The following is a 13533-nucleotide window of genomic DNA, read 5'->3' as shown; positions in this document are numbered from 1 at the left end:
GCTCACAGGCAACTTACGCCTGCACCCTGCCCAACAACAAATATTCCATCAATGCTTTCTGTGTATGCAGCCGGTTCTCGGCCTCTTCCCAGACCACTGACTGCGGTCCGTCAATCACTTCAGCAGCAACCTCTTCACCACGATGTGCAGGCAGACAGTGCATAAACAAGGCATCCTTGCCCGCCATGCGCATCATATCGGCATCCACCTGCCAATCCTGGAAGTCGCGGCGGCGCTCTTCATTTTCCGCTTCGAAACCCATGGAGGTCCAGACATCAGTCGTGACCAAGTCCGCGCCACGCGCCGCTTCCATCGGGTCCTCGAACTCCTCGTAATGGTCGGTGCCATAGAGGTTAGCGCGCTCTGGCTCCACTTCATAGCCTGGAGGGGTGGAAACATGCACGTTAAAACCAAATACCTCTGCCGCCTGCAGCCAGGTATTGCAAACATTGTTCGAATCACCGATCCAGGCTACGGTCCTGCCTTGGATCGAGCCGCGCTGCTCAATGAAGGTATAGATGTCCGCCAGAATCTGGCAAGGATGGTATTCGTTGGTCAGGCCATTGATGACAGGCACGCGCGAATTCGCGGCAAAACGCTCAATGATTTCCTGCTCAAAGGTGCGGATCATCACGATATCGCTCATGCGCGAGATGACTTGTGCAGCATCCTCGACCGGCTCGCCGCGCCCAAGCTGGGAATCACGGGTATTGAGGTAAATCGCCGATCCTCCCAATTGCTGCATGCCAGCCTCGAAGGATAATCGGGTACGGGTACTGGCTTTTTCAAAGATCATGACCAAGGTGCGATCGCTCAACGGCCAGTATTGTTTGTATGCCTTGAACTGCTCCTTGATCCAGCGGGTGCGCTCAAAAATGTGCGCCAACTCATCCCCGGTCAGATCATTCAGTTGTAAAAAGTGTTTGATTGTCATAGTGTTTCTTCCCTGGCAATTAAGCCAAGAACCTCTTGATTAAAGGGGTCAGAATATCCACGACCTGCTGCGCTTCCTGCTCGCTCATGATGAGCGGCGGCAGCAGACGGATGACTTTTTCCGCGGTGACGTTAATGAGCAAACCGGCTTCCAGCGCCTGCTTGACCAAATCACCACAGGGGCGATCCAGTTCTATACCCAGCAATAAGCCAGAGTTACGCACTGTCACAAAACTAGGCACAGCCTTGAGCTGCTCGGTAAAGGCATCGCGCATCCAGTTACCGAGTTTCTCAGCATGCGCCAGCAGTCCGTCAGATTCGATGATTTCCAGTGTCGCCAATGCCGCGCTGCAAGCCAGCGGATTGCCGCCAAAAGTCGAACCATGCTTGCCATAGGTGAATACTTCGGCCGCTGCGCCATGCGCGACACAAGCACCAATCGGCACGCCCGAACCCAGCCCCTTGGCCAGGGTCATGACATCCGGCATGACATCGGTATGCTGGAATGCAAACCAGGTGCCGGTACGCGCCATGCCGCTCTGCACCTCGTCCAGCATCAGCAGCCAGCCGTGCGCATCACAGATCTCGCGCAAACCCTTGAAATACGCATTGCTGTCCTTGGGCACATTGATGCCGCCTTCGCCCTGGATAGGTTCCAACAGGATAGCCACCACATTCGGGTTGCTTGCCGCCACCTGGCGCACGGCTTCTAGGTCGTCAAACGGCACGCGGATGAAACCACTCACCAACGGCTCGAAACCGGCTTGCACCTTGCGATTGCCCGTAGCAGACAAGGTAGCCAGGGTACGACCATGAAATGACCGCTCCATCACGATGATTTCAGGATTTTCCACACCTTTGTTATGACCATACAGCCGAGCCAGCTTGATCGCAGCCTCGTTGGCCTCGCAGCCGGAATTGCAGATAAATACCTTGTCCATGCCCGAGACTTCGCACAACTTGTCCGCAAGCTTGGCCTGCTCGTTGATGCCGTAGACATTGGAGACATGAATCAAGCGACCAGCCTGCTCACTGATGGCGGCCACCAGCCGAGGATGGGCATGTCCGAGCCCATTGACGGCAATCCCCGACAAGGCATCCAGATAACGCTTGCCTTCAGTATCCCAAAGCCATACGCCCTCGCCCCTGGTGAAAGTCACCGGTTGGCGAGCATAAGTATTCATCAAGTGATCAGACATTGCAGCTCCAGCCTTTAATTTGGAAAGCTTAACGCTCAAAAACAAAAACGGCGGCCCCAGCCGCCGTTACAGCACCATACGGCACTCTCAGCGGACGAGCACGCGCTTTTTCAGCAGTCGAATGGCTGCCAGTAGGGCAATACCCGTTGCTACCTTGCGCACTACGTTCTTCATGGAGAGTCCTCGTTAATTCTTAAAATACCCATTCGGCCGTCTTTAGCAAAGGCATCCGAATTCCAAAACTTCAAGTCACTTGGCATTTCGCTTCAAGTCTTTGAGAGTAGCGCAATTCCTGCATTTAGGCAAGAATAGGCGCGTAGCCAGCCCCTAAAATCCTGTATATAAGCAGTTGGCCGCTATGGATTCCAAAATCCTTGAATTTAGGGCAGAATCTAATGTTGCTCTGAATTTTTAAAACTTTAATTTAAGGTGTCAACCCACTCGCCTGTATCGCTATGGTATCGCTAGCCTCTGTTATCAAGTTGCCCAATCAGGGCCATGATCCGCAATTCAGCTCCCAGCTGCCTGTTTCCTGGTACACCGACCCCGCCATTTACGCACTCGAAGAGCAGCATCTCTTTGCGCAAGCGCCCAACTATATCGGGCATGAGCTCATGGTGCCCGAGATCGGCAGTTACCACACCCTTTCTTGGATGAATCACGCCAAGGCGCTGGTGCGCAATGAAAGCGGCATCGAGCTCATCAGCAACGTCTGCCGTCACCGGCAGGCACTCATGCTCAAGGGCAGCGGAAAAACCAAAAACATCATCTGCCCGTTGCACCGCTGGACCTACGATACCCACGGCAAGCTGCTGGGCGCGCCGCATTTCGACCAGAATCCTTGCCTGCACCTTAACAAATCCACGTTACAGAATTGGGAAGGCCTGCTGTTCGACAGCAAACGCAATATCGCGCAAGACCTCAACAAGCTGGGCTGCCGCCAGGATTTCGATTTCACCGGCTACAAGCTCAACCGGGTGATGGTGGACGAATACAACTTCAACTGGAAAACCTTCATCGAGGTTTATCTGGAAGATTACCATGTCGGCCCCTTTCACCCCGGCCTCGGCCATTTCGTCAACTGCGACGACCTGCATTGGGAATTCGGCGACTGGTACAGCGTGCAAACCGTCGGCGTGCATAAAGCCCTGCAAAAATCCGGCTCATCCATCTACGACAAATGGCATCACGAAGTGTTGCGCTACAACCAGGCGCAGCCGCCCAAGTATGGCGCTATCTGGATGGTGTATTACCCTTTTCTCATGATCGAGTGGTATCCGAACACCCTGGTGGTGTCCAATATCATTCCGCGCGGGCCAGAAGCCTGCACCAATGTGGTCGAGTTCTATTATCCTGAAGATATCGCCTTGTTCGAGGAGGAATTCGTTGCCGCGCAGCAGGCTGCCTACACAGAAACCGCTGTGGAGGATATGGATATCTGCCAGCGCATGCACGATGGTCGCCGCGCCCTGGCGGCACAGGGGATTGACGAACGCGGCCCTTATCAGCATCCGATGGAAACCGGCATGCAGCATTTCCACGAATGGCTGCACCGCCAATTGGACCCTCACCTGAAATAAGCAAAGCATGCGGCAAAGCGCTGCCTGCTCACGATAAAAGCCTGTTTACAGGCCGGAAAGACAGAAGACCTTGAACCTACCCAGACTAGGCAGCTTGTGGATGCTGGTTGCCGCTTTTTTCTTCGCCATCATGGGCGTATTGGTCAAACTGGGGGCGGAAAAATTCAGCAGCGCCGAACTGGTGTTCTACCGCTCGCTGTTCGGCCTGCTCTTCATCATCATCGTCACCCGCCTCCGCGGCGGCTCGCTCAAAACCCGGCTCATCAACACCCACATGAAACGGGCCATTCTCGGCTTTGCCTCGTTGATCTGCTTTTTCTTCGCCATCAGCGAATTGCCGCTAGCCACCGCCATTACCCTCAACTATACATCGCCAATGTTTCTCGCCATGGCCATGCCGTTCATGCTGCATGAAAAGCCGCGCAAAATATTGCTGCTGGCAGTAGCCATCGGCTTCACCGGCGTCATCTTGCTGCTCAAGCCCAGCCTGCATATGAACGAACTGATTGCCGGGGCCATCGGCCTGCTGTCAGGCGCCATGGCCGGCATTGTCTATGTGCATGTCACCCAACTGGGCCGTGCCGGGGAGCCAGATTGGCGCACCGTGTTCTACTTCACGCTGGTCTGCACCATAGGGAGCGGATTGTGGATGATGTTCTATCATTTCACCCCGCCAGACTGGAGCGACCTCCTTACATTGCTGGGACTGGGCGCTTCCGCCACCATCGCCCAGCTTGCCCTGACACGCGCCTATCGCACCGGCAGCCCATTGGTCGTCGGCAGCCTGGCCTATACCACCGTAGTGCTTGCCAGCCTGTTCGGCATCCTGATCTGGGGAGAAACCTTGTCGGCTGATCGTTGGCTGGCGGTCGGTCTGATCATACTCAGCGGCATTATCAGCGTTTGCTTCACGCCTCGTCCGAATAAAGGTTAAACTTTAGCCCGCCGCATCCGTATACATAACTTATGGACCGATTTTCTCTCCTTCAGATACTGACCAGTCTGCGTAGTGCCATTTACGCATGTATGCTTGCCTGCAGCTTGTCAGCCTGCATGAGTGGCCCGATTGCGCAACAAGTTGCTTCATCGCTATTGATGCGCGCGGCAGACAAGGTTACTTCTGATGCCTACGAAGCGCATTTGCTGCGTGACCCCAACACCATGGCACCCTCCTCGCCTCCAATGGCTACCGCATCCATCCCTGGTCACGGCAACAGCAGTACTTCCCCTGCCCGGACACCGCAATTCGACGAATATTGGACCGCATTCCTCAACGCTGGCTTTACCGAAATCAAGCCTTCCACCGAACCACTTCCAGGGGCGACGGCAAGCAATGCCATGTATGACAATGCTCAATCAGCCACCGCCAGCCACCTGGTAGCCATCGAGGTCTGGAACTTGGTATTGGGAGAGGAAAAAACAGCCGTGCTGGAACAAGCCAGACTGCGTGGAAACGACTTATCACAAATACAGGAATTGCCACACTGGCAAATGGCAGTGGGCGCTGCGCTCAATGCGCCGCAAGCCCCGGTCACTTTCCTGATACCGCCCGAGCTTGGCCGCGTCAGCAGCGGCCAGGAACTGGTAGTGGAAATCTCCGGGCAAGGCGACCTGCACATCGCCCGCTATCGCATGCAATCACAACGCGCTTTCAAGCAGGCCGCAGGCCAACCCTCATTCAGCCAGCCCTGAATTATCTCAATCTGATTAAGGGTCGATCAACCCGGAACGCATGGCGATCAAGGCAATTTCAGCAGAGTTGTTGGCGTTGAGTTTCTGCTTGATATTGTAAAGATGCGTGCCTACCGTGCGCGGTGAAAGGCACAATACCTCTGCAATTTCATTGGTCGTCTTGCCCTTGGCCAGTGCCATGAACACCTCGAACTCGCGGTCGGACAATACATCCACCGGGTTCTGCTGCCCGGAAATCTGCTGGATCGCCATCTGTTGGGCTACATTGGCCTCCAGGTACATCTTGCCGCCCGCCACGGTGTGTATCGCCTTGATCAGCTCTTCTGCCGCGCTGCGCTTGGTCAGGTAACCGATTGCACCCGCATTCAGCACCCGTTTGGGATGCACGGAATCCTCATGAGCCGAGAGCACCAGGATGCGTGCATGCTCATCCTTGGCCTTGATACGGTCAATGGCTTCCAGTCCGCCCATGCCAGGCATGGTGATATCCATCACCACTACATCCGGCTTGTGCTCCTGATAGAGCTTGATACCCTGCTCGCCGCTCTCCGCTTCGGCCACGACTTCAATTGCCGGATCGGATTCCAGCAATAATTTGAACCCCATGCGCACTACCGCGTGGTCATCCACCAGCATTACCTTGATTGTTGCGCTCATGAGCTTACTTTCTCCGGTATCGTCACCATGATCGTGGAACCCTGTTCCGGCAGGGAATCAATGCTGAAGCTGCCATACAGCGCCTGGGTGCGTTCGCGCATGCCCAGCAAGCCAAAATGGCGGCTCTGATCCACATTGCACATACTCATGCCGATACCGTTATCCTTGATCAAAAGCGTGAGGGTACCATTTTCATGACGCGAAAGGCTGATCTCAATACGGTCGGCCTGCGCATGGCGCAAGGCATTGGTCACCGCTTCCTGCACAATGCGGTAAAGGTTGATGTTCAGGCTTTCTCCCAGCAAATCCAGCTTGCCGTGCAACTCCAGGGTGAATGTCACGTTCGGGTTCTGCGCCTGCCAACCAGCCACCGCATCGCGCAACGCCTCGGACAACCCAAGGTTATCGAGAGAGCCTGGGCGCAGGTGGCGAATGATGTTGTGCATGCCATCATAGATATGATTGGCAGCTGACACGATGGTCTGAGCACTGGCCTCTATGCCCGGCATTTCAGTCCGGGTCTTGTTGGCAATCGCTACAGCAAAGGTCTTGATCGCTGTCACATATTGCCCCAACTCGTCATGCAGCTCGCGCGCGAGGCTGCGGCGCTCATCCTCGATATGCCGCTGGATCAGGTGCGTCAATTGGCGATTCTCTTCCAGCTTGCGCGCGGTTTCCTCCGCCTGTTTGCGTTCAGTGATATCGCGCATGCTGCAAATCTCGCCGATAATCTCCCCGGTTTTCGGGTCTGTCAGCGGAGCGGCGGTAAGCGACACATCCAGCAACCTGCCATCGCGTGTCACCCGCTGCGTGTCGTAAAGATCCACCTGGCTATTCGCTACAATTGTTGCCATGTTACGCTCGATCTCGCTTTCATGACCGGGCGGCACCAGCAGGCTGGCAGACCGGCCAAGGATATCCTCCGTCGCATAGCCGAACATGCGCTGTGCTGCGGGGTTCCAGAACGAGATATTGCCATTGAGGTCATGAATCATGATGGCATCGGCCGCCTGCCGCACGATCAACGCCAGACGGCGGTTCTCTTCGGTGCGTTCGCGCAGCGACTCGCCCATCAGGTTGAAATTCTGCGCAATGCGCGAAAACTCGGGCACTCTGAACCTAGGCAAACGCACCTCCAGATTACCCTGCTCCACCTCGGAAATAGCATTGAGGATATCGTTTGCGGGCCTGAGCCAGCGCCCCAGCATCCAATAGATCAGGCCGTTGAGCAAAACGAAAAAGACAAACTCGATCCACAACAGGCTCTTGAACGAGGCCCAGGATTCACGAATCGCCCCGGCTGCATCCGAAGCCACCACCAGCATGCCAAAGCGGATACGCCGCGACACCACCTCCGGCGCAGGCTCCACCATGCGAGCAAACCACCGCGGTGGCGTTTCATTGGCACGATAAGTGGAAGGTGGCGACTGGTACATCAACTCACCGTGCGAGTCATAAAGAAAAATCTCGCTGCTGCGCACATGTCCAAGTGATTGCAGAAAGGTATGCATCACATCATGCGTATACCCCCACTCCGGATTCTGCCGCGAACTGATGATGACATTATCCAACAACTGCACCGTTACCCGCACAGCCGCTTCCACGCTCTCCTCCGTGGAAATACGCATACCCTTGATAACCACATAGCCCACCGCCACCATCAGCATCAACAGCAAAGCTGTAATCAAGAGATTAAACCGGACTCGTAAACTCATCGTCTATCCAATAGGTTGGCCTCGTTTTTATGCATCCAGTATAAATCATTGATGTACTCGCGTCAGAGTGCTTCTGACAGCGCATTTTTCGTCTGGATACCTTATCTGCATCTTTCGCAAGAAGCTCCAATAAAACATTTTATTTAGCCAAAAAACATATTGAGTTCCCGTTTGAATCGGAATACCGTAGTGCTCATGTTTATTGTTCGCCATCAAGCGCTTACTAGGCATGGCTCCATGAAGGCAAGGTAGCTGCATAGCGTTATTGAACATTACTCACGAGAAGGTCAGGAAAATGACAATCAACCTGGACACTACCTCAAAAGTATTGACTGTCATCTCATTGGCTATTGCGGTGACCGCGGCCTGGAAGGCTTTGCCACTCGATGAGCAGCTCAAAGAGCTACAGGCGCAAACCCAGCAGCTTGATCTCAAGTTGAAAGCAGCCGAAGCGCAACTGAAGCGCGACGAGTCCAGCCGCAAGTTATCTTTTGACCTTTATCAGGAGGTAAAGAAAATCCTGGAGAAGAAAGATAGAACATCCAGTGATGAAGAAGCCCTGAAAGTGCTAGTTGAATCATTGGCGGATGATCCTTTCCGCTACAAGTTGCTGAGTGTGCTTTCGGTAGGCGCCAACAACCTGGAAGTCAAGCAGTCCGCCAAAGAGAGCTCCACTTTTTTTCAGGAGCAAGCCGAATTATCCCTGAAGCAATCGGCCCCTCCCTCCCGACCCGTTCCCTCGTCACCTGTAGAGGGCAGCATCGGCAGCTATGATATAGATGTTTTCTATTGCGCAGCCAAGAAGGCTTCGTCAGAACCGATTGCCCAGAAGATAGTGACTTTCCGTCAACAGCAAGAATCTGGCCGCTGGCGTTCGAGACTGCTTCCCGATAGCGTGAATCAACAGCCGGGATATGGTATTACTTCAAACGAGATTCGATATAACCCGCCCGAAGAACTGTCGATTGCGAAGATTATCCAGCAGCGGTTGAAAGATCATGGCATTGAATCCCGACTCAAGGAAACACTGCAACCCACCAAATGGTATTTGAGCGTTTTTGTATGCCAGTGATATCCAATAAGAACCAGCGTTTACATCAAAGGAACCCGCACCGCTAACAAAGAGTTGCCGCCAGCCGCGTGTTCCATAACCAGGATAACAAAGGAGGACGATATGCCACGCATCACCCCACCGTTTTTCCCGATCATTTATGTGCGCGGATACGCGATGACCAAGAGCGAGATTGAGGCGACAGTATCCACGCCTTACATGGGTTTCAATCTGGGTGCCACAAAAACCCGCCAGGACTGGACGGGCAAGGTGAACAAGCATATTTTCGAATCGCCGCTGGTGCGGTTGATGAAAGATTACGAATACCGCGACATCTACGATGGCGGCAAGGAAAGCACAGGCCCGCTTTCCCCGCGCAGCATCGTCATTTACCGTTATTACGATCAGGGCGACGAGGACCTGGGAAGCGGCAAGGCGCTATCGGTGACCGAGGCGGCAGAAGGTCTTGGCACGCTGATCGAAAAAATCCGGGACCAGGTGTGCGGTGATGACGAGGAAGCAGCCAAGGTGTTCCGGGTCTATCTGGTGGCCCATTCCATGGGCGGCCTGGTCTGCCGCTGCTTCCTGCAGAATCCTGACGTTTCCAGCAAAAAGACCAAGCGCCTGGTGGACAAGGTGTTTACCTATGCCACGCCGCACAACGGCATCGAGATGGCGGGCATGAACGTGCCTGAATTCCTCGGCATGTTCGATATGAACAACTTCAACCGCGACAAGATGGCCAAATACCTCGCGCTTCCCGGCAAACCAAAACGAGTGGACGATCTGAATGGTACGTTCGACCCCGAGCGCTTTTTCTGCCTGGTCGGCACCAACCACAAGGATTACGCCGTTGCCGCTGGGCTCTCGCGCACCCTCGCGGGCGAAATGAGCGATGGCCTGGTCAAGATCGAAAATGCCGCCGTCAAAGGCACCCGCCGCGCCTTTGTCTATCGCAGCCATAGCGGCCCTTACGGCATCGTCAATTCGGAAGAAGGTTACCAGAACCTGACCCGCTTTCTGTTCGGGGATGTATTGATGGACGGCACTTTGGAGGTGGAAAACCTACCCCTGCCGCCCGCAATCCAGAAAGCCTATGACGAAAAGAAGGAAGTGCGCGGCTCTTACTATTTTGAAGCCACTGTCTCCCCACGGGGCGCCATGGATTACAAACTCACCGAGCGGCGCAAGGAGACGTTTTCCGCGGTCTTTCGCACCTATGACGAACTATTTCACGTTGACAGAATAAAAGGTCTGGAAGAGCCGCGCATGCCAGTGTTGTTTTCGGTATTTCTCGATACCGCCAGGATTACGGTTGGACGAACTCTGGTTTTCGGGGTGGAGCTGCGCGTTTCTAGCACCGATTATGAAATCGACGGATTTTTATTCCTGGATCACAGCGTGCCGGGCGAGAACCTGTTCCAGAATACCGTGGTGATCCGCGCCACGCCCAATGGAAACGGCTGGAACATACGCTATAACCTGGCCGATGATGCCTGGAGCGATACCAGGGGGCTTGATGCCGAAGTAGCGAGCAATGGCGAGGAATTCATCATTCCCCTGCAATCCGCGAAAGGGTTCAAGGCAAAGCTGAGGCTGCAGACGAGGAAATGGCAATAGACCGCAGGAATGGCGGCATGGAAACTCAATCATGGCAGTTTTCACCTGCGGTTTTCTCAGCAGATTCGCGGCTAGAAGTTTCTTTCATGCATTAGATTGTCGAGCAAACGTCCGCACTCGGCATTGACTTCAAAAAATGCGGCCACATTAAAAGGAAATTTATTATGTATTCAATTACTAGATTTTTTATTGCGTCCGCAGCCATTGTATTTTTGAACCCGGTCGGCGAGGTATCCGCCGCAAATCTGGTCATCAACGGCAGCATGACAGGCACACCAGCGATCACAACTCCTCCGCCAGGTTGGACGTCGATTAATACTGATGGTGATACCATTCCTGTTGGTGGCTTAAATGGCTGGGCAACCGGTATTGGAGCCTCGCCTGACGGTGGCACTTTTCTTGCGATTCTCAACAATGGCAGCGGAGGCGCCTTTGATGCAACAGCACAATATGTCTATGGTTTCACAGTTGGTCTGACGTACACACTGGAATTCAGCTATGCCAATATCGGCCTGGATCAGACCGCTGCTTCCAATTACGCCAACTCAGGTTTTGTTCGAGTAAACATTGCAGGAATAGATTTTGACACGCCTGTGCTGGCACACGACGGCTTTGGCTCACAACAATGGTTTCATTTTAGCGAAACATTTATTGCTACGGCACCTGATATGTATTTGACATTCACCGCCATGCGACCCAACAACGCAATTGGTGGCTATGCTGGTGGTATTGATGGTGTATTCATTGCCGCCGTGCCGGAACCTTCAACAATTGCATTGCTAAGCCTCGGCCTCGTCATGATCGCTGGTCATTCGCGTCGTCGTAATATTTTGCAAATGAGAGCCTGCTGACTAGTATTTGAAGATCTTATGGGTCAGGCCTAGTTTCTATCAGATTTTTCTTGTCAACCCCGTCAATATCACGGGGTTGATCTTTTCCTCTAACTGATTTTTTATTCTGCCTGTATTTCTCCATGCCTACTCCATTCGAATAGGCTCACAATCACAAAAGCAAAGCAGGAAATAGTATGAACTACGCTTCTCCCCGCATTCATTTCAACAGTCGCCACCATGCGAGGGGAATAATATCTATATTGTGGCTCGCCATGTTTTGTAGCAGAGTCGTAGTCAGGCAAACAGACATAGCGCGGCCTCACTAGATTATTATCCAGCCATTATTAAAATTAACCCTTCACTCCCATGCATCCAGCCCTATAATGCCAACATGCCAAACCGCTATAAAGAAATCTTCAACCTCACGCTGGCGACCATTGTCGGCATTATCATTGGCCTTACCCAGGATAACCTGGTGCTGGGCGCCGTGGTCGGCATCGGCGTAGGAATAGTATTGACTCTGCTCAATAAACCCGATGGTGACTGAGTCAGTCATCTGTCTTGCTTATCAGCAGACAATCTCCTGCCCGCCCTCCCAAGCCTGAATGTAAACTCAGTATCAACCTCGTCAGCCCGAGAGACGCTGCTGGCTGTAACTTCCCTTATCCAACTGTCTTCTCCGAACACCCTGAGTAGCATAGCGGACTTTGGCGATACAGTATCCATTCTATTGGTGTACTCCTGCTATCCGCATTCCAGGATTTTTAAAATGGCGACTAGTTTCAGGCATTAAGCATCTAGCAATGCCATCATGCAAAAAACCTACATAACCCTATTAAAAATTGGGTTGAAATACTCCATTATCATAAACTATAATGATAATAGTTCTTATTTTTGTTATTTTTTACAATGATAGAACGAGCAAGTTAAGGCCATTTTCATTAATGGGCCTGCCTGCTTTGGATGTCCTGGTATTTATTGGAGGTACCGGATATTTCTTCATCTCACTCATTAAGGAAATGAATAAAATGACTTTTTCATCACTTCGCATCACCGTAGGCGCAGCACTTCTCGGCATGGCCAGTCTCGCCCAAGCGAATGCCACTCACGAAAGTTTCATCGACATCAGTGACTCTGTCTCTTTCGATGGCTGGAATCAGCTCAACCGTAACCGTGTAGATGCCAACGGCAATCTTGCCCCTCTCACCTCCGCCCAATTGGCTGCAGGCACTGCCGGCAACGTGGCAGGCTCTGGCGATGCACTGCTGACCCTGATCTCTGGTTCCTACTACCCAGCAGGTGCAGGCATGTATGGTGATGCTTCCATTACATTTACCGATAATACTGTTGCCAGCAATCTCTCCTCCTTGGCATTCCAAGGCATCATCAATGATTTTGACGCCTCCTTTGGCAGCACTCCATTCAGCCTGACCTTGAGCTACAACGGTGGCAATCAAGCGATTGCAGGTACTCTGGTCAATGCCATTGATACCGGCACTGCTGCTGACTACTATTATTTCTCTTGGGACTTGAGCAACATTGCAACACCAATCAGCTCTTACACCCTCAACTTCAACATCGGCTTCTCCCAGTCGCTGGCTTTCCAGATCGACCAAGTGGCCGCAGTTCCTGAGCCTTCCACCTATGCCATGCTCATGCTTGGTCTGGGCGCTGTAGGCTTTGCAGCACGTCGCCGTTCAAGCAAGTTCCACGCTTAATCCATCAAGAGTATTACTACCGATACTGGTAGTAATACTCTTCCAAGATTTGTCCAATCCCTGTTACTTCCCAAACCCAATATCAGAAATCCCAGGCCCTGGCCTGACAGCGCTCCCCATAGCCTATAAAATCGGCACATAGCAAAGTCGTTGCACTTACTCTTTCTTCCAAACAGGAAAATGCTATGGCCAAAAAGCTGTTTGCCATGTTATTGCTGCTGTGCTCCTTGCCATGCTGGGGACATAGCCAGTTAGTGAAATCCGAACCTGAGAATGAAGCAGTGCTTTCCACGCCTCCGCCACAACTCAACCTGTTTTTCGACAAACAGATCGAGCCGACGCTGCATCAAGCCGAACTTTGGCACGAAGGAAGCTGGCGCAAATTGCCAACCACGGCAGGCGACCGCACATTGACTATTTCACTACCTGACAAAAATGATAAGGCGGCACTGAAACAATACCGCATACGCTGGAGTGTGTTATCCAGCGATGGCCATCGCCAGCGGGGCCAGATCCAGTTTTCTATCCGATAAGC

The 13533-nt window shown here is 52.9% G+C and carries 13 protein-coding genes; 9 read left to right on the top strand and 4 right to left on the bottom strand.

Features of this window, described 5'->3' with window-relative positions:
- Positions 1-13 precede the first annotated feature (13 nt).
- Positions 14-934 carry an ornithine carbamoyltransferase gene (gene argF, locus V7Z75_RS00210; RefSeq protein ID WP_334106245.1) on the bottom strand — a complete coding sequence of 307 codons (921 nt, stop codon included), beginning with the start codon at positions 932-934 and terminating at the stop codon, positions 14-16.
- Between the two features lie 19 nt (positions 935-953).
- Complete coding sequence (locus V7Z75_RS00205; RefSeq protein WP_334106243.1) at positions 954-2132, bottom strand: acetylornithine transaminase; 1179 nt, start codon at positions 2130-2132, stop codon at positions 954-956.
- Between the two features lie 455 nt (positions 2133-2587).
- Between V7Z75_RS00205 and V7Z75_RS00200 the strand changes: the two genes are divergently transcribed.
- The 3 genes from V7Z75_RS00200 (at position 2588) to V7Z75_RS00190 (ending at position 5404) form a co-directional block, all read left to right on the top strand.
- Positions 2588-3712 (top strand): aromatic ring-hydroxylating oxygenase subunit alpha, encoded by a 1125-nt coding sequence (locus V7Z75_RS00200; RefSeq protein ID WP_334106241.1) that lies wholly within the window; start codon positions 2588-2590, stop codon positions 3710-3712.
- A gap of 70 nt (positions 3713-3782) precedes the next feature.
- Positions 3783-4646, top strand: a complete 864-nt coding sequence (locus V7Z75_RS00195) for a DMT family transporter (protein WP_334106239.1) — start codon at positions 3783-3785, stop codon at positions 4644-4646.
- 119 nt (positions 4647-4765) lie between these two features.
- Complete coding sequence (locus tag V7Z75_RS00190) at positions 4766-5404, top strand: hypothetical protein (RefSeq protein WP_334106238.1); 639 nt, start codon at positions 4766-4768, stop codon at positions 5402-5404.
- Between the two features lie 15 nt (positions 5405-5419).
- On the opposite strand, the gene V7Z75_RS00185 is transcribed toward V7Z75_RS00190, so the two are convergent.
- Positions 5420-6061 (bottom strand): response regulator transcription factor, encoded by a 642-nt coding sequence (locus V7Z75_RS00185; protein ID WP_334106236.1) that lies wholly within the window; start codon positions 6059-6061, stop codon positions 5420-5422.
- Positions 6058-7776, bottom strand: a complete 1719-nt coding sequence (locus V7Z75_RS00180) for a PAS domain S-box protein (RefSeq protein ID WP_334106234.1) — start codon at positions 7774-7776, stop codon at positions 6058-6060. Before V7Z75_RS00180 ends, V7Z75_RS00185 begins: the two co-directional genes overlap by 4 nt.
- 295 nt (positions 7777-8071) lie before the next feature.
- Here V7Z75_RS00180 and V7Z75_RS00175 point away from each other — a divergent pair, with 295 nt between their 5' ends.
- The 6 genes from V7Z75_RS00175 to V7Z75_RS00150 all read left to right on the top strand — a co-directional run bounded on the left by V7Z75_RS00175 (position 8072) and on the right by V7Z75_RS00150 (position 13531).
- Positions 8072-8848, top strand: coding sequence for a hypothetical protein (locus tag V7Z75_RS00175; protein WP_334106232.1), 777 nt, complete (start codon positions 8072-8074; stop codon positions 8846-8848).
- Between the two features lie 102 nt (positions 8849-8950).
- Complete coding sequence (locus V7Z75_RS00170) at positions 8951-10447, top strand: lipase family alpha/beta hydrolase (protein WP_334106230.1); 1497 nt, start codon at positions 8951-8953, stop codon at positions 10445-10447.
- Positions 10448-10611: 164 nt separating this feature from the next.
- A complete protein-coding gene (locus V7Z75_RS00165; RefSeq protein WP_334106228.1) occupies positions 10612-11298 on the top strand; it encodes a PEP-CTERM sorting domain-containing protein in 687 nt (228 codons plus the stop codon).
- A 373-nt stretch (positions 11299-11671) separates the two neighbouring features.
- Positions 11672-11827 (top strand): hypothetical protein, encoded by a 156-nt coding sequence (locus V7Z75_RS00160; protein ID WP_334106226.1) that lies wholly within the window; start codon positions 11672-11674, stop codon positions 11825-11827.
- A gap of 481 nt (positions 11828-12308) precedes the next feature.
- A complete protein-coding gene (locus tag V7Z75_RS00155) occupies positions 12309-12998 on the top strand; it encodes a PEP-CTERM sorting domain-containing protein (protein WP_334106225.1) in 690 nt (229 codons plus the stop codon).
- A 185-nt stretch (positions 12999-13183) separates the two neighbouring features.
- Positions 13184-13531: a copper resistance CopC family protein gene (locus V7Z75_RS00150; RefSeq protein ID WP_334106224.1), complete on the top strand. Its 348-nt coding sequence runs from the start codon at positions 13184-13186 to the stop codon at positions 13529-13531.
- The last annotated feature ends 2 nt before the right edge of the window (positions 13532-13533 follow it).

It is taken from the genome of Methylobacillus sp., assembly GCF_036844465.1.
GTDB lineage: Bacteria > Pseudomonadota > Gammaproteobacteria > Burkholderiales > Methylophilaceae > Methylobacillus.
This window is presented reverse-complemented; position numbering and strand designations above follow the sequence as displayed.

Coding starts and splice junctions, on each gene's coding strand:
- argF (WP_334106245.1), bottom strand. CDS start 934: ATGACAATCAAACACTTTTTACAACTGAATGATCTGACCGGGGATGAG.
- V7Z75_RS00205 (WP_334106243.1), bottom strand. CDS start 2,132: ATGTCTGATCACTTGATGAATACTTATGCTCGCCAACCGGTGACTTTC.
- V7Z75_RS00200 (WP_334106241.1), top strand. CDS start 2,588: ATGGTATCGCTAGCCTCTGTTATCAAGTTGCCCAATCAGGGCCATGAT.
- V7Z75_RS00190 (WP_334106238.1), top strand. CDS start 4,766: ATGAGTGGCCCGATTGCGCAACAAGTTGCTTCATCGCTATTGATGCGC.
- V7Z75_RS00185 (WP_334106236.1), bottom strand. CDS start 6,061: ATGAGCGCAACAATCAAGGTAATGCTGGTGGATGACCACGCGGTAGTG.
- V7Z75_RS00180 (WP_334106234.1), bottom strand. CDS start 7,776: ATGAGTTTACGAGTCCGGTTTAATCTCTTGATTACAGCTTTGCTGTTG.
- V7Z75_RS00175 (WP_334106232.1), top strand. CDS start 8,072: ATGACAATCAACCTGGACACTACCTCAAAAGTATTGACTGTCATCTCA.
- V7Z75_RS00170 (WP_334106230.1), top strand. CDS start 8,951: ATGCCACGCATCACCCCACCGTTTTTCCCGATCATTTATGTGCGCGGA.
- V7Z75_RS00165 (WP_334106228.1), top strand. CDS start 10,612: ATGTATTCAATTACTAGATTTTTTATTGCGTCCGCAGCCATTGTATTT.
- V7Z75_RS00160 (WP_334106226.1), top strand. CDS start 11,672: ATGCCAAACCGCTATAAAGAAATCTTCAACCTCACGCTGGCGACCATT.
- V7Z75_RS00155 (WP_334106225.1), top strand. CDS start 12,309: ATGACTTTTTCATCACTTCGCATCACCGTAGGCGCAGCACTTCTCGGC.
- V7Z75_RS00150 (WP_334106224.1), top strand. CDS start 13,184: ATGGCCAAAAAGCTGTTTGCCATGTTATTGCTGCTGTGCTCCTTGCCA.